Origin of the sequence: Stenotrophomonas sp., assembly GCF_032103445.1 — a bacterium.
In the GTDB taxonomy this organism is placed as follows: Bacteria; Pseudomonadota; Gammaproteobacteria; order Xanthomonadales; family Xanthomonadaceae; genus Stenotrophomonas.
In genome coordinates, this window is record NZ_DAMDFR010000012.1 from 40,697 (window position 1) to 65,013 (window position 24,317).

Sequence of the window (24,317 nt, forward strand, 5' to 3'; positions counted from 1 at the left end):
CTTACCACTCGCTAGAAATGTCAATCAGCACCTGACCGCAGTAGCTTTGGTTATAGGTCATTTGATCGGCCTGAAAGCCCTTTGCGAGCAGCTCGGTCCCGGACGGGAACCCCGCCACGTCACGCAACAACGCCATCTCCGGGAAGGGACGAAGGTGCAACGGGGCATACAGACCGGGCAGATACCCACGCGGCGTCATATTTGTCTCTAGAACAACCACCGGGGAATACAGCAGGCCGTTGTTCACAGGGAATGGGTACGTAGGCATGTTGGTGTCTGTTCCAATTCCTCGCGTCTGAGTCTGCCCATCGAAGTAGAGCGAGGACCGCATAGAGCCGGGCACTGCCTGATAGTTCCGTGCCAGAAACAAGTACGTCGTAGCGTCCGAGGTTGGAGCGGTGTTCATGGTCGAAACAGCCCGTAAGCTGAAGCCAATGCTGTTCGATCCTTCCGTGTCGGAGCCTTTGTACGAAACCACGAAGTTGTGTCGGTCACCCGGCTTGAGTGAAGTGATATCGCCTGCATAGTGTGGATGCATAGCAGCAGATCCAGCACTTGAAAATGCATTACTGGTATCGATGAAGAGATAGAAGAACTTCTCGTTGCCCACCGCAACCCACGCGCGCCCCTCGCTACTCGCGACAAAGGATTTCTCCCAGCGCGATCCCGCCGCCTTTAGGGCCACCGAGGGGGTAGCATCAGTGCCGGTATCAATGTCGGTCATGGCAGAGAAGCCACGAACCAGCGCCGAGCGTTGCGCGGTGTCATCCACGCGCAGGTAGTAGCCCGTCCCATTGAGAACGGAATTGCGGTATGCGCGTACGTTTGTGCCGGTGAATGCCTTGGTCCATCCCATCCCAGCTTTGCGATTTGCCCCGCTGCCATACCCATCCACCAGCAGCAGATCTAGCAACGCCACCAGCGCACCGGGATCACCGGACAGCAGCGGCGCGCCAGGGTCAGAACTCTTATAAACGGTAGGAATCAAGCTCATGCGTTATCTCCGGAAACGTTGCCTACTACGAGGAAGCGGGTGGAATCCACAACGCCCTCGGGAGCGCCGGGAAGGGTCGTGCGGACCAGCCACACCGGGGCCAAGCCGCCGATGGTGTTGAACCGCACGACGTTGTTGGTGGACCAGCCGCCGCCCCAGCCCTGCCGGCGGATCGTGAAGTAGGGGCGGTTGGTGCGCGGGTTAATCGGGGCACAGTCCACGCTGATGCTGCCGGTGGCGATGGTACCCACCGTCTCGCCGATCACTTCAAAGCTGGTGGCATTGGTGAACCGGATCGCCCAGCGTTCCGTGATGGCATCGCTGTTGGTGAGCACCAGCGGGAAGTCGGTGTCGTTGTAGGTGCCGGGCGCGGAGCTGCCCGCCAGCAGGTCGCTCCACGTGTTGCTCCACGCGGCCTGGTCGAACAGGTTGACGACGCGGGCCTGCAGATCCAGTGAACCATTGGCCTCCCCCAGACGCAGGGCCGTGCTGATCATGGCTTCGCCGGCCGGATAGTCGTGGCTAAGTCCGTTGTTCAGCTCGATCTCGCCGGTGATCTGCGGCTGCACCACCAGGCGACGGTCTTCAATGCGCTCTGACACCACGATAGGCAGCTGGTAGGCGGACAGGTTCAGCGGGCTGCTGAAGGTCAACCTCCCCTGCTGCAGGTCGTAGGTGTACCAGGCGCTGTCTACGGGGACGCCCAGGGCGTCCACAACCTCCACGGCCGCGACACGCGTGCGCCCGAAGGCCACCACCTGATTCGCCTGCGGCGAGGCGATGCTGTGCTTGGCGGTGTGGTGGACCAGCACCGTCTGCCCCGCCTTGAAGGCAGGCACGCGGCCATCGGCGGGGAGTCGGACCGACTCCAACCCGATCACCACGGCGGAGAGCGGGATCGAGCGGAACACCACAGCGCCGATGAAGATCGTGCCGGGCAGCACCAAGGTGGGCTTCCAGACCTGATCGCCCACCACGGTCGCCGGGTCAAACCAGGGCTGACCTTCGTTACCAGCCGCGAGCACCATCTGCCCGAAGGAAACCTTGGCGACACCGGTCTCCCAGTCAACCGTTCCGCTGATCTGCCCCCCGCTGATATTGCCGTTGACGTCAGTCGTGGCGATGAGCTGCTGCCCATCGACGGTGACCGCCCGCATCGTGAACACCCCCGCCCGCAGCGGCGAGCCTGGGGCGCGGAAGTACACACTGGCCGTACCCGGATCGGCTACGCGCGTAAGCAGCGACTGGATGGTCACCGTATTGGCACCGCCGGCCGACCACTGGGTGAGGTTCACCGCCCCTGCGGCATAGTCGATGGAGCCACCATACGTGCCCGCTCCGGACACCGGATCGATGTTGTAGTACAGGCCGCCATTGCGGTCGACGTAGGTCCGCCCCTTGTAGGTGAAGCGGACGCTGCCAGGCACGATGCTGTCGCTGATCGTTGGCGTGAGCAGCAGCTGCACCGGCGGCAACGGAAGCGCCTCGGTGGAGGTCGTCTGCGTTTCACCGGCGACCATCCAGCCCAGCGAAATCAGAGTGCCTGCCGAGAAGATCGCCTCCACATCCTTGCGGTAGTAGCCGATGACCTTCAGGCCGCGTCCGGTCACCACCTCATAAATCGGTATCGAGACAGCGTGCACGGTGAACTTGCCAGCCTGCAGGTTCAGCGCACCGGTGGCGTAGTTGATCGACCCGAGCGTTGCCGTCAGGGACTGCCCATCAATCTCAACCCCGACGACATTACCCTGCCCGTCGTCACGTGCCGTGACACGCATGACCTGGGGCGCACCGGGAAGGCCGTCAGCGCCCTTGTTGACCGAGATCAACCAGTCCAACCGGAGACTGCCGGCCGACACCGGCCCCTCCGGAATCTGGATCGGAACAACGCCGGACGCGTCGGGCACGGGCTGCACGGTCAGGGCCAACGCCTGCCCATAGTCGTACTCACATGCGAGCTGACTGTCCGCGTCAGGCAGCGACACCGGACGGATCATCACCTCGCCGGTGGCGTAGGTGATCGACCCTCGCACGGACGACCCGATCAACAACCGGCCAGCACCGTCATCGGTCACCAGGACGTCACTGCCACCCACGCGCAGGGTGAACCGCGCCGTGCCCGGCACCACGCCGTCGTTGCCAAGCAGGAAGTGCAGCGCGGGCGGCTCAATGGCCGCATCACCGGCGCGAGCCTCAGCCAGCACCGGCGTGCCCCAGCTGGTGAGCACGCTGCTGTCCAGATCCGGCAGCGCGCCGGCGGTGAGCACCACCGCGCCGGTCGCGTAATTGATCGAGCCACTGCCCTGCCCCGGCTTGCCCACCAACTGGCCTTGCCCGTTGTCCTGCAGGCGGTTCCATTTCCCCAAGGCGCGGTAATCCACAACCACCGTGCCAGGGGCCGGTAGCGGGGCAATTTGGAACAGCCAGTTGTAGCCCTGGTTGTTGCGGGTGACCTGCACCTGGTCGGAGAAGCCCTGAGCAACGATGGCACCAGCCGGTCGCGCAGTCACACTGACGGCTGTGGAACCCACGTTATTGGCGCTGACCAGCGTGATGGAGCCGGCCTGGTAATCCACCGATCCCGACCAGGGCGATGAACCGGTGGAGGCCAGTGCCCCCCTGCCGTCGTCGCTCAACTCGACACTGCCGGCCACAACCCTGACCGAGCCGAGCACCATGGGCGTGCCGAGGAAACGCGTAACACCTACACCGGCGGAGAAGCCCGAGGAGAAGTTAAGGGTCAGCGCACCGGCGGCACCGGCCGGTACGTAGCTGATCGTCCCCAGACCTGCCAGCACGTCACTGACGGGCGTCTCAGCAGTCGAGGTGGGGACGATGGTCACATACGGGGTATCGACCTGGACCGACAGATCGCCCGGCTTGGCCGCTGCGGTCAGGCGCTTGACGCTGTGATAGCTGGTAGCGTCAACCACGTTGGTTTCATAGATGCGGGTCGGCGGCTTGATGCTGGTCTGGCGAATGGCCTCCTGCCCCGGGAAGTCAAACAGCAGTGCGGTGACGGTCTCGATGATGATCACGTCGCGATCAAACGCCCCCTGATCATCGTGGAAGGTACTGGTGGTGCGTGAGAGGACACTCTTTACACGGATGTACTGCTCGTTGGCCGTGTAGCCGGGGGCACTGACAAATAGGCACAGGTTGTCGTTGATATCTGGGCTGGGCGCGTCCTTCATGCAGTAGAACTGCACGGACATCTGCCCGGCGTAATGGTTGCTCAGCAGCACGTAGCGGGATTCGACGTTGCGGGTGATGTAGCCCTCCACCCGGTTACGCGCATCGCGGCGCACGTCGCTGTAGCTGCCGGTGGCAAACATGCTCACCTGCACTTTCGGGTCCGCCGGCGGATCCAGCAGCACGCCGATCACATCCTTGAGCACATCGGTGCCAGGGGTGTCCACGTGCACGAACATCTTGCGCAGCGTGGCGCGGCCGGTGGTGCGCTCTTCGTCGCCGATGTCGGGGAACAGGTTGTTCATCTGCCCGTCCACCACTTCGGCCTGCACCATCCGACCACCCCCATCGGGGTTATCGGTCAGGCGCTGGGACTGACGCATCTTGATATCTGTTGCGGAAATCGTCATGGGTTACACCGTCATCAATCGCAGGGTGATGGAGAAGTAGTCGCCGTCCAACGCGGGCACGGCATAGTTGATGGGGACGGCTTCGAGCGCAGCGCCCTCCGAGCGCCGCCAGCGCACCTCGAACGTCCGCTCCCCGGTGTTGTGGTCAGGCATCATCAGCTGTAGGGAACCAACCCGGGGCTGTTCCTCGCTCGCCTGCAGCTGGCGCAGCACATCCAAGGTGACCGGGCCGATGTAGGTGTTGCCCTCGGTCTGGGTCTGCAGGGTGATCGGCCGGCCCGCCTGAAGTGCCGATTCCTGGACGATCCGCGCCCCGGTCAGGCTGGTCTTTACCTGTTGCCCCACCCGCCACGCGGTGAATTCATCCATCCACTGCAGGTCCGCCGGCAGCACGATTCCAGCCAACAAAATGCGACTCATCGGTGGCCTCCGGCGCGGACAGACACGCTCTTGCTGCGCGCCAGCTTGTCCATGACCATGGGCACGACCAGGCCCGCGATGCGCTCAGCCTGCTCACGATCCGCCGCAGAGGCGCTTGCAGCCACGCTCCGGCTGGGCGCTGACCATTCGATTCGCAGGACATCGCCGCCGGCGCTGCCACCACTGCCTTTGCTGACGCGCTTGGCGTCCGCCTCTGCCTGCAATGCCGCCTCTTCCTGGGCAGCATCCAGCCTGGCCCGGCGCTCTTCCGCAGCGGCGCGGCGGCGCTCGGCGTGCTTGGCCTCGATCTGCTGCTCGATCTGGAGGACTTCCTCCAGCTCCCCCTCGCCCACCAAGTCAAAGCGCTGCGCCAACTGCCGGCGCTGCTTGGACAGTTCGTCCATGCCCTGCAGAACTTCCGCCTGCTCCTGTTTATAGGCTTCCAGCTCACGGCGCTGCGCAGCCAGACTGTTCCAAATGTTGGCGAACTGCTGCAAACCCCGTGGCCCGCCGATCTGGCTGAGCAGTTCCCGGGTCTTTGCGGAAATCGTGCCCATGTTCATCGAGAAGCCGCTGGCAGCGGCGGATGCCTTGGTCAACGTGCCGCTGGCACCGCCGGCCGCCGCCCCTACCGACGCCACGCTGCTGGCCGCCTCCGCAGCTGCCGTCTGCACCTGCTCCATCGCCTGCGTCGCTTGGGCACCGCCCTGGGCGACAGCCTGGCCTGCGGCCACGCCGGCTTCGCCCTGCTGCGACAGCTCTTGGTTGGTGGCATAGGTGGCACCCTGCACAGCCAGCTGAGCATCCACCTGGTCGCGCTTCCATTTGTCGCTGTTTGCCACTGCTGCGCGAGCCGTATTGGAGTAAGCGACGAACGCGCGCCGCACGTCTTCAATCGCGGCCTGCCCCCGCGCCGCGCCATTGCGGATGGCCTCAAACGCGTCTTTTGCCGCGTCACGCGCCGCGTCCAGCGACGCCTGGGACTGGATCCCCAACCGACCGAACTCATCGTTCAGCGGATTCATCGCGTTGGTGATTTCGCGGATGCGGGCATTCAGCGCCGCTGCCGAACGCTCCGCCTGGTCGAACCCCAACTTGCCCTGCTGCCCCGCCGCCTGCAGCTGCGCGCCCAGCGCCTTGGCTTCGTCCAGCGTGGCGACATTGCCAAGCGCGGCTTTGAAGGCCGTCTCGATCTGGGCGCTGGTGGCAAGCGCGTTTTCCACCACCGTCGCGAACGCGGCATTGGCGTTCCGCCCAGCGGCGGTGAAGCTCATGCCCATCCGCTCTGCAGAAACCCCCAGCTTCGTCATTGCAGCCAACAGGGTCTGTTCCAGCACCACGGTGGTGTTAGTGGCCGCCGATGGCAGCGAGGCGAACGCCGCCTGCGCTGCGGCCTGGAAGCGGGACAGCTCTTCGCCGCTGAGCTGCTGCAAAGTGGCCATCAGGCCGTCACGGACATTGCGGGCCGCCCCGGCTCCCTCTTCTGCGATGGAAGCCAGCGCCAGTGCAACGTCGCCGAGCGCGTTGGAGTCGGTGTAGTTCAGGCTCTGGAAGAGCTTGCCAATCTCAGTGACGGCCAGCTTCGAGTCACGGCCGATGCCCTGGAGCTGGTCCACCACCAGCTGAGCACCCGCACCGATCCCTGCCTTGAGCGCATCCCCCGCGACTTTCGAGCCGGCCGCGAGTGCCTGGAACCCAGTAGCCACTTCCGCAAGCCGTGCACGCACCTGTTCCAGCTGAGCCAGCTGCTCCTGAGTGGCAAGCCCCATCTGCTGCTGGGTATACAGGTAGCCGAACTGGGCGCTCAGGTACTGCTTCAGACCATCCAGACGGGTCTGATAGGACTGGCGCTCCTGCTCACCCAGGGCCGCCACCTCCGCCATGGACTTCACCGACACCTGTCCGAACGACGCTACTTCCACGGCCAAGGATTTGTAGGCGATGCCCTGGAGATACATCTGCTCCCGCATCTGGCGCATGAACTCGCCGGCCTCTTTACTGGCCTGGCTGTTCTTACCCAATTCCTCGCCCAGAGCTTCGCCCATGCTCTGCAGGCCCTTGGTCACCAGCTCCACGCCCAGCAGCGCCACGGTGATCGGTACCGCAGCTGGCAACCGGCGCAGGATGTTGCCCAGGGTCAGCGCGCCCTTACCGGTGGCATCCATGGCCGCAGCACTTGCAAGCTGCGCCTTCGTAGACGCAATCAGTGCGATGCGCCAGGTGTTCATCTGCACAATCGCGCGGACAATGGCGAATGTGGCAAACGCCTTGCCCAGGGTAATCAGGGCGCTGCTGTGCTCGACTACCCACGTGGTCGCAGTGCGGGCAGCACTCGCCATCGCCACGATGGCATCGGCCGTCTGCCTTGCCCAGCGAGTGAGGGTGCCGTCTTTCGCCAGCCGGTCTGCCAGCTCCAGCATCTCCTGCAGCTGGCTCTTGAAGTACGTCAGCACGCCCTGGTCGGCGACCTCCTGCTTCCAGTCCTTGAAGCGCTCGGTTGCGGCCTTCCACAGACCAGCGATGGTGCCCACCTTCGCCGCTGCCGCCGCGCCACCGTAGGATTCCGTCAGCAGCTCCAGAATGATGGTCTGGGCTTCAGCCACGCGGCCGGTGGCCTCCAACTGGGTAATCAGTTGTTTCTGGCTGGCGGTCAGCGTGAACCCCTGTTTGCTCAGGGACTCCATGGCCTTGGAAGGCGTCTGCAGCGCCTTGCCCACCACCTCAGCCGACTGCTCCAGGCTGATGCCCAGGCGCTGCGCCTGGTCGATGGTGATCTGCATCGCCTGCGGGAACTGCTCGCCGACGATGTTGGTGTAGGACAGCATGCGCACTTGCGCTTTGGATATCTCGCCGTCATCGAACAGCCCGCCCTGTAGCTGCCGGCGCATCTGGGCCAGCTGGTCGGCGGTGAACTCACCCTGGCGACCGGTCGCGGCCAGGGCCGCCTCCAATTGCGCAAGTTCCTGCTCCGCATCGCTACCCTCGGTAACGATGCTGCGGATGCCATCAACGATCTTGCTGAACCCAATGAAGCCCAGCGCAGCAGCTGCCACGCCCTTGAGCTTGTCCATCACCGAGCTGGTGGCACCGGCGGCCGCTCCCAGCTCCACAGTGTCCCGCGTGGCCTGGTTGGCACGGTCGCGGTAAGCCTTCAGTGATTCGGCCGCGGCGGTGCTGGAACGCGCCTGCGCCCGGAACTGTTCGTCGCTGTCCTGGATCTGCTGGTTGCGCCGACGCGTCTCTGCGGCGGCCTGGGCCGACGCCTTCGCCTGTTCGGTGAACGCCTGCGCAGTCCGGGTTGCCTCGGTGCGCAGGCGCTGCTGACCGGCGGCCAGCTGGGCAGTATCTACGCCCAGCTCCCGCAGTTCGCTATCGGCCTTGGCGACCGCTTCCCATTGCTTGTTGAGGGACGCCTGCAGTTTGTCGCCTTCCGCCCGGAGCGACTTCTGCTCCTGCAGCAGTTCGCGCGACGGCCGCGCCATCTCGGCGATCTGAAGGCTGAGCGAATAGGCGGCGCGCTGGTTAGCGTCGTAGCGCTGCTCCAGCTCGGCCAGGGACTGCATCATCCCGTCAAAGGCATTGGCCTTGCCGGCGGTGCTGTTCAGTTCGACCAACCTGTCAACCAGCTTGGCCGTGTCTGCGCCTGCATCCTCCGTTGCGATGCCCATCTGCTCGAGGGCAACCCGCAGCTGATCGACGCCCTCGGTGCCACTGGTCTCAAGGACCAGCCGCAGTGCTTCCTCGAATGCCGCCGTGCCTGCCATCAACGCTTCCTCTTTCGTGCCAGCTGCAGCTGACGGATCAACTCGCTACTGCGGTACTCGTTCATCTCGCGCGCCAACTTGCTGGCGACGATCTCGTTCTCACCCATCACCATTTGGAAAGCGCTCGCACCACCCAGAATCCGCAGCTTGCGACGGCCATCACGGCCAGACGGAGCGGTGGCGTCTCGGGAGAACTGGCGCACCACGATGCGGCGCTGGCCGCCAATGCGTGCGATGAATGCCGAGGTGTAGACCTTGCGCTTTCCTACCTGGATGCCAGCGGTCGCGCCCGGCGTCTTTCGGCCACCCCAACGACCGTTGAATGCGATCAGGGAGAGCTTCTGCGTGGACGCTCGAAGCGACAGATACTCGGAGCCTTCAACCTTCCCCGACCGCACGCTGAAGCGCCCCTTCAGGTCACCGGCACGGACCGTGTAGACCTCCCGGATGGCTTTCTTCGCCGCCGGCTCAAAGCGACGACGAACAGACGCGATCGAGCGTGAATCCGCCTTGGAGATGGCGGTCTTCGAGAGGCCATCCACTCGGGCGGCCAGCCGCGCCAACGCGCCGATATCGGTCTGTCCGAAGCTGTTGAACTTCGCCACTATCGGCCCCCGCTCACGTCAAAGCAGGACGGCACCACGATGGGTGCCGCCCGGAACAGACCGCTGTCGGCCTGCGCGCCCATCAACCCGCCGTCTGCTCGTACACCTCAAAGGTGTACAGCGCGTCCTCTTCCGAGCGGAAGATGACCGGGCCAGTCAGCGTCACCTGAAGCGGTTCGTCGCTGAACCAGTCCACGTCGCCGTCCACGGTCAGATCGACCTGCGGGATACGCAGCAGGCCATTCTCGCCGCTAATGCGGTCCTGCACGTCGCCCAGGATCATGAACGACTTGTTGGGCACCGCGCCGCCGTTGATGGCGGTGTGCAGGTAGCTGTCGAACGAGTAGCTGATGGTCAGCGCATCCCCATGCGCGATCTCCCCGTCAGCCACCGGAATCAGGATGCCCTGGCGGTTGTCGATCACGTAATCCGTGCCAGCTTCCAGCTCAACGTTGCCCTTCTTGACCACCGGAACAGGCGACGCCGTGACGAAGCGGTGGGGCAGCTTCACAGGGGCATCCTTGCTGTGGACGGTAATGGGCCGGTCATTCACGGAGCCGGCTTCCACGGACGCGGTTACCGCGCTGCCGTACAACATGCGTGCCAAGATGGCCGCCGGGACTTCGAGCGCGCCAATGGTCACACTGGTGGCACCGGGGTTGGCGTCGGTATGAATGATCTGGTTGTAGCGATCATCCCGGCGCTTGCTCTTAATCTCGGTGGTATCGCCTGCTTCATAGCCGAACGTGAGCGAGCTTTGCTCCAGCGGCTTGTTGCCGAACTTGTCGTCAGTGTCAGGGATGACGGGAATCCGGTTCGCACCGGCACCGAACTCATACAGGCGCAGATCGCCGGCAAACTTGCGAACCTTGGGCTGGGTAGCCATGGGGAATCTCCTAGGGGTTGGTCACGGGCTGGAACAGTTCGGTCAGACCGGCCCGCGCGGTGATCTGAGCGACAACACTGGAATGACCGGCGTCGTCGGTGACCTCGGCCAGTTGGGAATCCACAACCTCGAACGAGGTGAAGCCTTTGGGCAGTTCGCGGACGTCGATCATCAAGACGCGCATCAGGTCCTTACGCGCGCGGTGTACCAAGCGGGTTGGGCGGGCTTCGTCTTGATTGCGGGGCACGCTGAACTCGATGACCACCCCCACGTCCGACGTCGCCTGGACGCGGTTTGCAGACGCGCCGCTGATGCGGTCAACGATGATCGCGGTCGCAGCCGTGTCGATGTTCGCCGGCGCATCTTCATCGTCCAGGATGATCAAGCCTTCGCCGAGAGTGGTGCGGAAGCCGTCGCCTTTGATCAACCTGATGCGGGAAGCCAGGAACTCGACCAGCTGCCAGGTCTCCGGCTCAGCCAGCACCGCCACTTGGTCAGCCATGACGCACCGTCCAGCGGCTCAGCGAGCCATCGTCTGAGACGATCTTGGAATTGGTGTAGGTGATACCGTCGATCTTCACCTTGCCCCCTTGAACCAGTACGAGGCCGTCCCTGCACACGTAGGCAACTTCGACCCGGTTGGCGACGAACTGCCGCAACCCGCCGATGGTTTCCACATCTCTATCGACATAGACCTCGCAGGGAACAGCCGTGGAACTACCTGGCGCGGTGTACTCAGCCACTTCCGCCATGCCCACACTGGCAAAGCCCGCATGCAGGGCTGCGTCCAGATCGGCCAGAAATTCACGCTGGCTCATCGACCTACCTCATCGGCACGGCGACCAGCCACCGAGAGCGCCAGCGCCACGGCGAGGACCACGAAAGCCAGGATCTGGAGGAAGACGATCAAGGCTCACCTCCGCACTGTCGTGCGTATGCCTGCAGCGCCCTTCGTCACATTGGTCGGCGGCTCCAATAATTCGGCCCGCACTTTCGTACCGGTCGTCGGCTCCACCATCAGGCTGGCTGGCGCTGGCGACGGCCTGGGACAGTGCGGCGGTGTGGACGGCGGCCTGCCAGCGGTCGTGCAGCCGGCTATTGCCAGCACGCAGCTCAGCGACCAGGCGGTCGGATTCGGTCTGGGCATTTGTCTTCTCCTTCTCGTAGCGGGCGGCCAGCGCGTTGGCGGCCTTGGCGTCGGCCCGCTCCTTCGCGACCACGGTGGTGAGCTGGCCGATCTCGGACTGCGCTGCTGACAAGTCGTCCTCGGCCGACTTCTGGCCGGCAGCAGCAGAAGTGGCGCTGGCCTGCGCCTTCCAGACGCTGCCGCGCTGCCAGGCGATCACGCCGAGCAGCAGAACCAGGGCGATGGCGAGGGCGCGGATCATGCAGACACCCCTTCCGGATCGGGGATCACAGCACCAAGCTGGCGCAGCGTGGATTCCAAGAGGCGAATGCGGGTGCGCAGAGCGCTCGCATCTTCTTGAGCCTTCAGTCTCAGCTCCATCTCCTGCTGCAGTCGGGCGTCCTGATTGGTCAGTCGCTCCTCCAGCGCCTTCACGCGCCCGGTCAGCCCCTCGATCAGGACGACGTTCGCATCCGTCTCGGAACGCTCCTTCCGGCGCGAGAGCAGCGCTCCCCACGCCTCGCGCGCGAGCCAGAAGGCGACCATTCCACCGGCCAACCACCACGGCGCACCTTCACCTACGTCCGGGCCGGCCATCAGTTCAGCGCCTCGTTGACACCCTGCTCGATCACGGAATCGGCCCAGAACAGTCCACCGTTCTCGTGCCGGGCAATCGCGCGGACCATGCGGAAAAGGGTCACCGGGCGCGACAAAGACACGATCTCGGTAGCACCGACGCCGACCTCGTTGGCAACCTGGCGTACATACGCCGAGGTGTTGTTTTCGACCGGCGGTGCCCAGCGGTTGATCATGTCCCGGACGGTGCGCAGGCCATGCTTTTTCTGATACGTGAGCAAGGTCTTTGCGAGGGCGCGGAAGCCAGCCTCGGGCGTGTTGAATACGCAGAAGCGGCGTTCCTTCGCCAGGGCGGCGGCGGAGCGGTCTTCGCCCTGCCACACCACGCCGGTGCGGTCGATGTTGCCCGGGTTGTTGTTGCGCACGCCACGCGGCGTATCGGCGCTGTTCATTGTGATCCCCTTGACCGTAGTGGAGTGCCGGCATCGCCCACGCCATCCCGGCGCATGTGGGCGATGCCGGCCAAGCTGTTACGCCCCGCCGGCGTCGCCGGCTTCCGCCGTACCAGGGGTCAGGCGGACGAAGACGTTCAGATCACCCGCGTCGGCGGGGTTGACGGCGAAGCCGATGTTGGCGACCTCGTCCGCCCCGGCCTCTGCCGAGATCGCCTGCTTTGCGGCGGTATCCCAGTTCACCGATGCGCCTACGGCGAAAGTTGCCGCAGGAAGCTTCGGCAGCAGGAACACGCCTTCAACGTGGACGGCGATGAGATCGTCGACCTTGCCGTCAGTGACGGCGACACCGACGAGCTTGCCCTCGATCACCAGTTCGCCGCTCTTGGCGTCGCTGGTCAGGGTCACATCCAGCACGCGGCCGTCCTGATGTGCGTTCTTCATGGTTCGTTCCTCAAAACAGGATGGAAGGTGACGGGCGCAGCGCAGTTGCTACGCCCGTTCAAGCGAAAGGTCAGGCCTGGGGATTGCCCGGGTTCTTGTAGATGCCCCGGTAGTCGGCAATGGCCGGCGCAGCGTCCAGCCGGACCTTCCACGCAACGCCATCCACCGTGAAGCCCTGCTCCTGTTCCAGGTACGGGGACTGGTTGCCGTCCAGGTAGCCCACCACGATGCCGTCCACGAACGACGGGTTGGCCAGGCCGTACCACGCCTTCGCGTCCTTCTCATCAAGACGCCCGTGATCCCATACGTCGAAGGTGTTGCGGACGGTGTTGGGGTCGCGCTCGCCCGTTCCCGTCCCGACCGCAAACTCTGCCTCGCGCACAGCGCGAGCCTGCAGTCCGAGCGCCACGGGGGTGAGCAGCCCTTTCATCGGCACCTGAATGAGATTGTCGTTCTTATCCTTCTGCAGCCGCATTGCAGCCTGCATTGCGCCGACGCTTGCGGTGCTGATCAGCGCCGCCGGCAGCAAGTTGCCATGCTCAGGACTGAACAGGCGCTTGCCGTCGGCTAGGATCGGGTTCTTGTTGATCAGATCGAAGACGGCCTTCGCCAGCGTACGGCGCGCGGCCTGACCCATCTTGCGCGGGACATCGCTGAATATGCCGAGATCGTCGTTGATGATCGCCTGACGGGTGATAGTGAACAGCTTGCCGTAGGTCACGATCTTCATTGCTTGCGACTGCTCGCTGAAGGTTCCCTGCTTGTATTCACCGCCTTCCGGCACGATGTCCAGATCGGAGAAGGCCCCAAGACCGACCAGGTTGGTCGGCTTGAAGTCGGACACATTGACGGCGCGAGTGAACTGATCGAAGTTCTCTTCCGCTTCCTGATACCCCTGCAGCACAGCGCGACGCGACGCATCGCCCAGCAACGACGGAAAATCCGAAGTGCTGTGCGTGAAGGCCAGACCCACGATCTGCATGCGGTCCATGCCAGCGACATTGGTGCCGGTGGCTTGCACACAAGCGCGGGCAATCTCCGTCATGCTCATGCCGCGATACGGGTTGCCATCGGTCGGCTGTTCCAGTCCGGCTCGCGCCTGAATGGCATTGGACATGGCAGCGCGGGTCAGCTCGCGCTGATCAGTGCCAGCGGTGATCTGCGCGCCACCGTTGAGCGGACCGGCGTTGCTGGCCAGCAGGGCCAAGATGTGACGACCCACTGCGTCAGCGGTCACGTTGGAGTCGGCCTGCGCCATCACCCCATCGACATACTCGCGCACCTGAGCATTGCCCATGTGTGGGGTCGCCATCGCCTGGATCTGCGTGTTGCGCTCGCGCAGCGCGGCCATGGCTGCCTGTACGGGGTCGGCAGCGGCAACTACCGGTACCGGACTCACCGCAACGGGAGCGACCGGCGGCGCGGTGGTGGTGACGCCTGCCGGTGCCGGAGTCGAGCGGCCGGCATTGGCGAGGATGTGGCGGTACTGCTGGTTCATGGTGGGATCCTCGATATGGCCGATCACGGCCGACTGGCTGACCTCAGAAAGAGAGGCGAATACGGTGGGAGAAAGGGACGCAACAATGTGGTGGCGCAGCTGAGCGACGACCGGGGTTGCCGCGCCGTCGATGGACTGGAGGTAGCCACTGATGGCCACCGCCGATGCGCTAGCCAGGCGAGCGCTGGCACCGCCGTCGGCATCGATCACCACATCAGCCAACCCGGCATCGACCGCTTGTGGGCCGGAGTACCAGTGATCCACATCGTCGGTGAGCAGGCGCTCCATCTCTTCGCGGCGGCCGGAACGGGCCGCGTACGCCTCCAACATCGCAGTGGCATGAGCATCGAGCGCATCAGCGTTCTGGCGGAAGGCGGTGGCACTGCCTGCGGCAATGGTGCGGGGGGCGTGAACCATCACCAGGGAGCTGGCATACACCCGGCGCTCATCGCCCGCCTGCAGGATCAGAGAGGCAATGGAAGCCGCCTGGCCTTCTACGGTCACGACCTTGCGGGCCGCATGAGCCTTGAGCGCATTGTGGATAGCCAGCCCATCGGCGACCACACCACCCACGCTGTTCAGCCTGACGTGAATGGTGGACGCGGTGATCTGCCCGATCTGCTCCACAAGCTCACTGGCCGACACCGATTCCTCGAACAGGAATCCGCCGATAGCGCCGTAGATCATGACCTCTGCCGTATCGGCTTCGGCCCGCACCTGATACAGCGCCGGCCCCAGCTCGGGGTTGTTACCTGCGTCAGCTCGGACGCAGCGTGCAATGGCAGCAGCCAACAGGCGTGCGTGCATGGTCATTCGCTCCTCGAAAGATCGTGCTGTAGCGAGGCCACTACTCGGGCACGGGCTTCAGCGCTGGTGGTGGATGCCGGCGGCATCAGGTCGCGGTTCTGCTCCTGCCAGTCTTCGCGCTGGCGCAGGACCTCTGCGGGGTTGTTGCCGTACTGCAAAGTATTCTGCTGCGGCGAAACCCAGCCGCGATCCTCTGCCTCGCCTCGGGCGTAGGCTTCTTTCAGCGGGTCGATCCATGGCATGACCGGCCGCACATAGGTAGACGCTGCGAGGTTGCGCAACGTCCAGCCGCGAGGCAGCTTCACCCGTCCGGCCAGAACGCAGGCCTGGACGAAGCGCACGCGCTGAGGCCGCACACTGAGCGCGATAAAGCGCTCAGCCAACATCAAGTAGCTACCCCACTTCTCCACCAGCTCCTGGCGCTGCGCCGAGTATGTGCCGTTGTAGTCCAGCGAAAGGCTGGAGTAGCTGACGCCAATGCCGCCGGCGGCGGCACGCAACTGCTCCTTTCGCCACGTCGCTGCATTAGGGTTCGGCCGGTCGGTTCCGAGGCTCTCAATGGACTCGCCGGGCAGCAGGTCATCAAAAATCGCACCCGGAGCCAGGCGCAGCTCGCGCACCGGAACTCCGTGCTGAATCAGGGCGTTTCCACCCAAGTCACCGGTGTAGGCCTCACCCGATCCCTTCTTGATTTGGAAGGTCATGGACGCGGCGACCTTGGCCGCGATGCGTTCGGACTCTTCGTAGTCCTTCACGTCCTCAAAGCGTGACATCGCGCTGGCGAAAACGCTCAACCCGCGAACCTGGTGCAGTCGTTTGACCAGGGCAATTCGGTGCATGAACTCGGCTGACACACGCTTCGTCTCGGTGCGATTCCCGGTCGGGTCGCCCGGATGACGCTTGAATACGTGGTAGGCAATCGGCTTGCCCCACGCATTGCATTCGACGCCCTGGCTGATGTTGCGCGCCGGATCGTTGAAGTCCAACGGGACAAGATCAGCCTCCAGCATCTCAATGCTGTAGGGAACGCCAGTGCCGTGCTCCAGATACTGCACCGGACCGATCAGGTCCTGGTAGAAGGAGTCTCCGTCGCGGAACCAGCTTCGAGCCAGCAGTTGCTGGCACATGCCGTAGTCGTGAGTACCCGTGACTTCAGGGGCATCCCACCATTCGTCCCAAAGCTCATCCAGCTGCAGAGCAAGCTCGCGATTGATGGCCTGACCTGGCAGGCGAGGCGCGGACAAGACATCGATACCGGAGCCGACAGTGTTCTGCACTAACACGTTCAGGGCGTTATCGGCCAGATCGAGATCGCGCTCAAGGTGGCGTGCTTGGTCGCGTAGCTGGCGAGCATCCATGCTCGCGATGGCATTACCGCTGCCCCAGTCGCGGGCAAGCTTCCGATTGCGCGACGGACGGGTGACCTCATGCGCACGTGCCAGAACGTGAGCGAGCTGCGCGCGCGCAGTTGCAACCGCGCGGTCGGCACTGAGCGCAGCCGCCAGTCGCGTCTTCGCGGTAAGCGCGGACGACATCAGGTAGTACCACCGAAATCAGCATTGGCCCAACGCGCACGCCGGCCACCGCTCGCGGCCCTCGTGACTGCCGCCTGCCACTCCTTTCGACCTGCGCGGATCTCAGCCAGGTCTGCTCGCGTCAGCTGTCGCTCACCGAAACGATAGGTCTGTCCGAGTAGGACAGCCTGCTCGGCGGCAATGTAGGCATCCAGCATTTGTTGAGCAGTCTTCATGACTGCATAGGCTAGAGGCTGGCCTGTCCAGAACTTCAATAAAGTCGAGGACAGCGACGCCTCTAAGTTGCTGATTTCTCAACGCGCGGAAACTAATTTGTCTCCACATTCATTGAGTCGGCGGACACGTTCGCACTTTCCGGCTTTGGGAGGCCGCCTGGGAACAGTGCGTGGAGCTTGGAACGCGAAACATCAAACTGTCTCATGACGTGTTTCACGGGAATCCCTTTCCTCAGCTCCGCGCGAATCGAGTCCACCGGATAGGTCTTCTGCACCGCAGGAAAGTACGGTTGTTCGCCAGCGAAGCACTGCATTACCGAGTCTACAAAGGGCTGGGCCATACGCTCACTGATGCCGATGTCCGCGAGCATCGCCGCCAGAATGCGCTCCCGAAGTTCGTCACGCGTTTCTCGCCGTTTTGCCATTACAGCCCCCATCCGTCACGCCCGAAACCTGCGGTGCGCGGCCGCGCACCGGAGCCGCCATGTGCCGGCCGCTGACCGCCTGTTCCACGGGAATCAATAGTGCCCTGCCCTTGCGCATCGCCATGGCCGCTCTCGGCACCCGCGTGTGTTCCACGGGAATCCGTACCCGCGCTTGCAACCGCTGCTGCCAACTTTGCCTCCAAAGCGTCCCAGTCGGACTTGGTAAATCGGTGCAGACGCACCTCCGCGTGATGCGCGGCGGCATAGGCGTACACCCATGTGTCGAGCGGTTCATTGCGCGTGACCCGCTTCTCGAACCGGTTCTTGACCGGGTTGTAGACCTCCGAGACCAGTCCAGGGAAGAACTCTTGCGGCAACTCATCACTGAAGCGCACCAGTCGCGCCTCGGCCTGCCGCTCGGCATCAGCCGCCAAGCGGCTGTAGAGGTAGTGCTTGGCCGCCACAGTGCCGACGTGATGAATGGTGATGCCGCGCTTGTCGGTGCGGTCCTTCCAGGTCACGTCCGCCAGCTTGCCCTTGGACAGGATTGGGGCGTTGTTGGGCACCGCGCCGAAGATGCACATGACCCGGGTTATCTTGCGCTGACGCACGTAGTTCTTCACCGCCTCGGTGCGGTGGCCGCCGGCGTCGATAGCCGTGGCCGATGCCCGCAGCTGCACCCCGTCCTCCCGTTCAACGGGACGGTTAAGCAGATCGGTCAGTGCCACCCACACGTCTTCTTCAGCCGGGTCGCCGGCCAGCTCGAAATAGTCCAGCGTCCAGGCGGTCATCCCCCTTCCCCACCCCACGATGTGAACCGCAAGGCGATTGTCCTGGGTATCCACACCCACCGTGATCGCCAGCACGCCGCGCGGCGCGTGGCGCAGCCGGTAGCCCTCAGCGCGGTCGGCGATCACGTTGTGCTTCACCGCCCGCATCTTCGGGTCTTCCCACGTCTCGGCCAGACGGTCGTTGACGAAGGTCTTCAGCGAGGCCGGATCGTTCTGCGCATCCAGCCACTCACCCACTAGGTCGATCCAGCGCGGCCCCAAGCCGAACTGGTAGTACAGGCAATTGATGTGGTAGCCGCGAATGGACGAATCGGGATTGGCGGGCACCCAGCGGCCGGCGGCGATCATGTCGGCCTTGTGGTGCTCTTCGATACATGCACCGCACTCGCTACAGGCGTACCAGGCATGCTTCGCATCGGGCGACCAGTGCAGCCCGCTCCACTGCAGGTGCTGGAAGTGGCCGCAGTGCGGGCAAGGAACATGGTATCGGCGCTGATCGGACTTTTCATAAAGCTTGGCAATCCGGCTCAAGCCGGTGATGCCGGGCGTGCTGATGTAGAGGCGCTTGTAGGTGGTAGGGAAAGAGGACGTTCGCCCGTCCAGCATCTTCACCGGGTCATCGCCGGTCAGTAGCACCTGCGGGGCTTCATCAATCTCATCCACGACCAGGTTCTTGACGGTGGTGGATTTGAGGCGCTGGGGACTGCCCATGTGCTCCACATAGAGCTGACCACCGGCAAAGTCTTTGAATGTGCGCTGGTTGGAGCTGTCGCGGCTGGCGGTGCTGCTCAGCGCTTTGCGCACCGCCTTGCACACCTCGATCATCGGGTTGAGCTTCTGATTCACCCATTTGTTCATGGACGCCTCGCCCGGCAGCGCGTACATGATCGGGGCCGGCGCGTAGTCCATCCAGTAGGCGATGGAGTTGGTGGCGATCTGGCTCTTCCCGAACTGAATCGGGAACATGCAGGCCTGGTCGTGCACCGGGCTGCGCGCGGACATGTTGTCCATCGGCTCGCGCAGCGGAGGGTTGCGGGCGGTCACCCAGCGACCGGGCTTGCTGCTGCCCTTGCTGGATAGGCGCATGTGTTCGTCATTCCACTGCGACACGGTGAGGGGACGGCGCGGCTGAAGCGAGCGGGCGAGCACAGTGTGAAGGCGAGCCTGTGCAGTCATTCAACCACCACCGCAGATGCAGAGCGGAAGCCCCGGCTCATCTCTTCCAGGGCATGGCTGACCTCGTTCCAGATCAGCTCCCGGCACCGAGCTTCATCGGCCGTTGCGGCCAGCTGCGGTGCCAAGGCATCGGCCATACGCTCCAGCTCAACGCGAATCGCGGTGGCGGCTTCAGCGAGCACGGCCTCCACCTGGCTGGCGTCGAGCAGCTTGCCCATGCTGACCTCGTAGTCGCGAGCGGCAGCCTTGGCATCAATCTCGGCTTTGTCTGCCAGCGCCTTCGCCTTGCGCTTCGCATCCGGGGTAGCTGGGGCAGCGGTGCTCTCCCCGCTGGCCTCGCTGTCGCTGTCATCGTCCAGGTCATCGCCGTCCACGCCGGCCCCGTCCCCCGCCCCTGCCAGCGAAGAGCCGCGCGCCTGCGCATGGCGGGCGGCGACGGCACTGTAGGCGGGGTCCTGAGTCTGGCCGTACAGCGCCAGGGAGGCGTCGCGCAGGTAGCCCTTGCCGTCTTCAGCGCTGACCAGGCGGCCCTTCTTCTTCAGCTCCACGATGTAGGACGGCCGACAACCGATCAGCACCGCCAGCTCTTTGCCCGTGACCTGTACGTCCTCAGAAGCCATCGACAGCCTCCCCTTCCTTTTTTTTCAAAAGAGCAGTGACAGAAGAAAACGCGCGCGCGAGCGTGGGTGCGGGACGTGCGGCGCGGCGTGCGGGCAACGAACTCCGCGAATCGCTTGCGCCGCCTGCGTTGTGCGGGACGTGCGGGACGTGCGGGCAGCTATACGCGCGGGCGCATGCATGAAGGCAGGCGGTAGTCGGGCCATCGCTACGCGCACGCCCGCGCAGGTGCGTTAGGGCAGCCCCGCACGTCCCGCACAGCCCTACTGCCACTAGGGCAAATGCCCGCACAGATGCCCGCACATCGTCCCGCACGTCCCGCACGTCCATAGGCGAGCGACTCATGCACGCCCCCGGTAATCGTTGAAGGCATTGCGGAACGCAACCAGTTCATCGCCCAGGAAGGCCTGTTCGCTGCGGTCGTCCTCCGGCTTGGTCGGTCCCAGCATCAAGAACCCGTGCGGGCCGAGGGTGTTCTGGCCCACCGTGTAGCGCTTGCGCGCACGATCCGGGTGGAGGATCTGTCGCTTGCGCACCAGGGCATTGACGAACTTGGGGTTGGGCGCAGGCCGCACCCCCTCCTTGTTGCACCAGACCTTGTAAAGCTCATACCACTCCTTCGACAGCGCCGGGCGGGGCTTCACCCCGGGTATGTCGTTGCCATACAGCTCATCCAAGAACCGCTGTGGGCTGTCTTGGCTCAGACCGATCAGCTCGCGCTTGGCGTCGGTCATGGGCGGATTGGTGCCGTTGGTGAACCCGGTCAGGTCCAGCCGCAGCAGGTAGTCGTGCAAGGCGGCAGTGCCGCCACTGTGGATCTCCTCCAGCGCCTCTTCGTAGAACGCCTGCGTCAGCTTGTCCGGCGTCCAGATCACCGCGTGCCGACGATCATCCTCTTCGAGCACGACCGGCATGGCCTCGTTTGACAGGAACACCAGGTTGGCGTGGTTGTCCTCCTCGTAGGCCTGGATGTTCTTGGGGTTGATGCGGATGCGGTCGCCGGTAATCAGCGCCTTGAGCTTGTTCTTGAGGTGGTAAACCTCGGTGCGGGCCACCACTTCGTCGGCCAGCAGGAACAGCTTGCGGCTGGCCCAGTCGTTGAACTTGTCTTCCAGCGCGGCCTGATCAAGTACCCGGCCGTAGTCACCGAAAAGCTTCATATACTCGTCAAAGAACATGTTCTTGCCGGTGCCCTGCGGACCGTGGATGACGATGGTGCTCTTCATCTTGGCCCCGGGATGCTGCAGCGGGTACGCCAGCCATTTGAGCACCCAGTCGTACAGGGCTTTCTGATTGGACTCGTTCCCGCACATGTGCCAGAGCACGTGCAGCAGTTTGGAGCATTCGCCGGCCTTGGGTGTCGTCGGCCAGCCGGCGAACAGGTTGCACGTGACGCCCTCCTTCGTGCCGGATGGGTCGAAGTCGACCTCACGCACCCGCACGATGGATCTGCCCGGGTGCTCCATCCACGCCCGGTGCAGCTCGCGACGCACGCAGGCATGGCCCATGTCGGCTAAGGCGATCAGCATGTGCTCTTTATGGTCGAACACCGTGCCGCCCTGCCCGTAAACCAGTGCGAAGCGCTCCAGCAGTTCGTCCAGGGAATCGATGGGTTTGAGCTTGGCCTGCCCCGCGCCCCCGGTGGTGGTGGCCGACGGCTCGCGAATTTCGCTACGGGGACGCCACGAAAGCTCCGTGATGCGGGCCTCGACTTGGCTGCGCACAACGTGCAGTCCTTCGAGCACGTGCAGGTCGTTGAAGTCGCTGATCTTGCGGCCGGTATCGATGAAGCGCTCGCGCCGGTCTTCGTCGTCCGCGAAGCTGGGCAACAACACCGCGCCGCCCACGTCCATCGCAGCCGCTTCCGCGCCGAGCAAACCGGCGTTCGATGCGCCGTGCGATTCGCCGCAAGTCGGGCAGATTTCCGGTGCCTCGGCCAACACCAGGCGCGACTTGCAGCGCCGGCACTTCTGCAGCACGTCATCATCGCCGCAGACCAGCACCTTGACGCTGCGATAGCGCTTTGCCAAGGATGCGGCCACCGGCATCAGGTTGCCGGCATCGAAGGCAACCGCGACCGGGTAGCCGGTGGCCATGTGCAGCGTCGAGGCCGTGGCATATCCTTCGGCCACCAGCAGTATCCATTGCGGCGTGCCGCCAATCAGGTGGAAGTGGCCCTTCTTGGCAAGGCCAGGCGGCCAGAACTCTTTGGCCGGCTTGTTGCTGGCCTTGGCCTGTTTGGCACTGCGCAGCACCTGCAGGCCGTGCACGGAACCGTTGGGATCCAGCAACGGCACCAGGGCCACACCGCTGCGCCCGTAGCGCAGCCCGAATGCCTGCACCGCTTTGTCGATGAGATATTCGGCCTCGCCCTCGGGCAGTGCTCTGTTCCAAGCGGCTGCCGCCCGCGCTGCCGCGCGTCTGTTCTGCTCCAGCCGCGCCGCTTCTGCCCTGCGGCGGTCCTCGGCCAGCCGACGCTTGAGCGCCTCGCGCTGCTCCTGGCTGAAAGCGCTGTCACGCTTGTGCAGTTCGACCTTCTGCGCGCCGTTGTCGTTGCCGTGCCAGACGCCGAAGGTGCCGACGATCAGCGTGTCGCCGCTGCTGGTGTTGAGTTCATGCAGCACGTACCAGCCGCGGCGCTCGCGTGACCCTTCGACCCGGCATCGCACCATGCGCCCGCTGGCGTCCAAGGTGTCGAGGATAAGGCCGGCAGCGGTGAGCTGGCCGAGCACATCATTGTAATTCGCAGACATTCAGTAAGTTCCAGACCCGCTGTGTACCCGAGCAGTGCGCGCTTGATCACCCGCAAAACGCATGACCCAGGAGGACCCATCGACCGGCGCTCGTTCAGGTTCGACGTTCAGCTTCGAAGGCGCGACCGAACTGAATCGACGCGACCGCGTTTCCATTGCTCCCCGGGGGGAAGGGGCGCGATCAGGGCTCGCCATCGCGGCAGACCTCAAGCTGTAGGGAACATTGCCTCTGCTCCACAGATTCCAGCGCCGCCCACGTGCGCTCACGTTCGGCCAGCGCGGCATCACCGACTGGCCCAGGCTCAGACCCGGACAGCAGCTGCTCGATCCGTTCCATCTCACGACGCGCCGCTGCGCTGACGATGCGCTTGCCGTGTGCACGTGGTGCCCGGGGCGCGCGATAGGTGACCATGTCATACCCGCGCCCTGCTCTTCTTCAAAGCCCGGCGCAGGTTGCGCTCGATGCGGTGACACATGGAACGCAGATCCTGCAGGGCATCGAGCATGCGGTCGGCTTCTTCCAGGGTGACCTTGTCGTCCTGCAGTACGTCGAGGGCTACGGCGGATAGCTGTCCGCAGAACTTGGAGACGTGCAGCAGCTTGTCGCGAATGGCGGCGATCTCATCGGCCACGGCATCCGGTGCCACTGGCACGTGGTCGATGGTCAGGTTGAACTGGGCGGCTAGGGACAGAATCCAGTCGGTGGCCACGGACGTGCCCGCCGCCTGCTCCACCATCCAGTCGGTGAGCATCTCCATCATCTCCATGGAGAGCGATTCGCCCTCCAGGCCGCGCAGCTTCTTGCGCAGGGACTCACCCTTGATGGCGGCACCCCGACGCTTGGTGAGATAGGCGGCAGCAGCGTTGACGCTGCCGGGCATGCGGGAGACGGCGTTGTAGGCCGCATCGCGCCAGTAGATGTCCGAGCGGGCACAGGTCATACGGCTATCCCCTGAGAGACGCAGAGTTTCATCGTTCCTCTCGCGCCCCATCTCGCTGCACGATTGGAAGCATGAGCGAACTGATTGGATTCGAGCGACAGATGCGATTTACCGCCATCTGCGCCTATTGCGCGACGAACGGGATAGGAGGCGTGGAGGCGGTGCTCTTCACTCCGCTTCTGTCTCCGACACAGCGCGGAACGCGGAGCTCGAAGCTGAAGCTGATAAGGAGCGACGGTCATGCCGCATCCACCCCGACAATACGATCCGCATCTGGATCCGAAGGTTGATCGGGCGCACGGGTCAGTCCGCTGGTGCCCAACAGATTGAGCACCTGCGGCACCGCCGGCACGCTGCTCTCTTCCGGCCAAGCCGCGACATCTTCAGTTGGGAGACCCAACACCTTTGCCAGGTGTGCATCGCTGCTCAGGCCCAGACGGGCGCGCAGCGCGCGCTTACTCATGCGGCTATCGACCAGCGCGCCGATGGCCTGCCGGGCTTCGCCCGATTCGACCCCGAAAGCGTCCGGGCGAAGCAGTTCGAGATACTGGCGGCGCGCCGGCGGGATGCCTGTCGATCGCCACTCGCTCACGGAGGGCGGTTTGATCTGGCAGATGCGGGCCACCTCGGTGGTGCCACCCAGGCGGTCGATGATCTCTGAGTCGGTTGGCTTGTCCATGCGGCTAGAT

General features: G+C 64.2%; 22 protein-coding genes. All 22 read right to left on the bottom strand.

From position 1 onward, the window contains the following. Position 1 precedes the first annotated feature (1 nt). Complete coding sequence (locus tag RT551_RS06775) at positions 2–994, bottom strand: hypothetical protein (RefSeq protein ID WP_313456776.1); 993 nt, start codon at positions 992–994, stop codon at positions 2–4. Then, entirely contained in the window at positions 991–4,596 is a 3,606-nt protein-coding gene (locus RT551_RS06780; protein ID WP_313456779.1) for a hypothetical protein, read from the bottom strand. Before RT551_RS06780 ends, RT551_RS06775 begins: the two co-directional genes overlap by 4 nt. A 3-nt stretch (positions 4,597–4,599) precedes the next feature. After that, complete coding sequence (locus tag RT551_RS06785) at positions 4,600–5,016, bottom strand: hypothetical protein (protein ID WP_313456781.1); 417 nt, start codon at positions 5,014–5,016, stop codon at positions 4,600–4,602. Continuing rightward, complete coding sequence (locus RT551_RS06790; RefSeq protein WP_313456783.1) at positions 5,013–8,780, bottom strand: Laminin subunit alpha-2; 3,768 nt, start codon at positions 8,778–8,780, stop codon at positions 5,013–5,015. Before RT551_RS06790 ends, RT551_RS06785 begins: the two co-directional genes overlap by 4 nt. Next, positions 8,780–9,385: a hypothetical protein gene (locus tag RT551_RS06795; RefSeq protein ID WP_313456786.1), complete on the bottom strand. Its 606-nt coding sequence runs from the start codon at positions 9,383–9,385 to the stop codon at positions 8,780–8,782. The genes RT551_RS06790 and RT551_RS06795 overlap by 1 nt, the downstream gene beginning before the upstream one ends. A gap of 82 nt (positions 9,386–9,467) precedes the next feature. Beyond that, positions 9,468–10,271: a hypothetical protein gene (locus tag RT551_RS06800; RefSeq protein ID WP_313456789.1), complete on the bottom strand. Its 804-nt coding sequence runs from the start codon at positions 10,269–10,271 to the stop codon at positions 9,468–9,470. Between the two features lie 10 nt (positions 10,272–10,281). Next, complete coding sequence (locus tag RT551_RS06805) at positions 10,282–10,773, bottom strand: hypothetical protein (protein WP_313456791.1); 492 nt, start codon at positions 10,771–10,773, stop codon at positions 10,282–10,284. Next, on the bottom strand, positions 10,766–11,089 hold the full coding sequence (locus tag RT551_RS06810) for a hypothetical protein (protein WP_313456793.1): 324 nt from the start codon (positions 11,087–11,089) through the stop codon (positions 10,766–10,768). The genes RT551_RS06805 and RT551_RS06810 overlap by 8 nt, the downstream gene beginning before the upstream one ends. Positions 11,090–11,098: 9 nt before the next feature. Continuing rightward, a complete protein-coding gene (locus RT551_RS06815; RefSeq protein ID WP_313456795.1) occupies positions 11,099–11,659 on the bottom strand; it encodes a lysis system i-spanin subunit Rz in 561 nt (186 codons plus the stop codon). Further along, complete coding sequence (locus tag RT551_RS06820; protein WP_282296815.1) at positions 11,656–11,994, bottom strand: hypothetical protein; 339 nt, start codon at positions 11,992–11,994, stop codon at positions 11,656–11,658. Before RT551_RS06820 ends, RT551_RS06815 begins: the two co-directional genes overlap by 4 nt. Then, the gene (locus tag RT551_RS06825; protein ID WP_313456797.1) at positions 11,994–12,425 is read right to left on the bottom strand and encodes a structural protein P5; all 432 of its coding nucleotides are present in this window, start codon (positions 12,423–12,425) and stop codon (positions 11,994–11,996) included. The genes RT551_RS06820 and RT551_RS06825 overlap by 1 nt, the downstream gene beginning before the upstream one ends. Positions 12,426–12,503: 78 nt before the next feature. Next, a complete protein-coding gene (locus tag RT551_RS06830; protein WP_313456798.1) occupies positions 12,504–12,869 on the bottom strand; it encodes a DUF2190 family protein in 366 nt (121 codons plus the stop codon). A gap of 70 nt (positions 12,870–12,939) precedes the next feature. After that, the gene (locus RT551_RS06835) at positions 12,940–15,174 is read right to left on the bottom strand and encodes a ClpP-like prohead protease/major capsid protein fusion protein (RefSeq protein ID WP_313456800.1); all 2,235 of its coding nucleotides are present in this window, start codon (positions 15,172–15,174) and stop codon (positions 12,940–12,942) included. A gap of 2 nt (positions 15,175–15,176) precedes the next feature. Then, entirely contained in the window at positions 15,177–16,709 is a 1,533-nt protein-coding gene (locus RT551_RS06840) for a phage portal protein (RefSeq protein ID WP_313456803.1), read from the bottom strand. Next, entirely contained in the window at positions 16,709–16,924 is a 216-nt protein-coding gene (locus tag RT551_RS06845; RefSeq protein WP_282296208.1) for a DUF6148 family protein, read from the bottom strand. Before RT551_RS06845 ends, RT551_RS06840 begins: the two co-directional genes overlap by 1 nt. 92 nt (positions 16,925–17,016) lie before the next feature. After that, complete coding sequence (locus RT551_RS06850) at positions 17,017–17,349, bottom strand: hypothetical protein (protein ID WP_313456805.1); 333 nt, start codon at positions 17,347–17,349, stop codon at positions 17,017–17,019. After that, the gene (locus RT551_RS06855) at positions 17,349–19,316 is read right to left on the bottom strand and encodes a phage terminase large subunit family protein (protein WP_313456806.1); all 1,968 of its coding nucleotides are present in this window, start codon (positions 19,314–19,316) and stop codon (positions 17,349–17,351) included. Before RT551_RS06855 ends, RT551_RS06850 begins: the two co-directional genes overlap by 1 nt. Continuing rightward, a complete protein-coding gene (locus RT551_RS06860; protein WP_313456808.1) occupies positions 19,313–19,936 on the bottom strand; it encodes a hypothetical protein in 624 nt (207 codons plus the stop codon). The genes RT551_RS06855 and RT551_RS06860 overlap by 4 nt, the downstream gene beginning before the upstream one ends. A gap of 339 nt (positions 19,937–20,275) precedes the next feature. Beyond that, entirely contained in the window at positions 20,276–22,687 is a 2,412-nt protein-coding gene (locus RT551_RS06865) for a DUF5906 domain-containing protein (protein ID WP_313456810.1), read from the bottom strand. A 181-nt stretch (positions 22,688–22,868) separates the two neighbouring features. Further along, the gene (locus RT551_RS06870) at positions 22,869–23,099 is read right to left on the bottom strand and encodes a hypothetical protein (RefSeq protein WP_313456812.1); all 231 of its coding nucleotides are present in this window, start codon (positions 23,097–23,099) and stop codon (positions 22,869–22,871) included. Between the two features lies 1 nt (position 23,100). Then, positions 23,101–23,628: a hypothetical protein gene (locus RT551_RS06875; RefSeq protein ID WP_313456814.1), complete on the bottom strand. Its 528-nt coding sequence runs from the start codon at positions 23,626–23,628 to the stop codon at positions 23,101–23,103. Positions 23,629–23,866: 238 nt separating this feature from the next. Next, positions 23,867–24,307, bottom strand: coding sequence for a hypothetical protein (locus tag RT551_RS06880; RefSeq protein WP_313456816.1), 441 nt, complete (start codon positions 24,305–24,307; stop codon positions 23,867–23,869). Positions 24,308–24,317 lie beyond the last annotated feature (10 nt).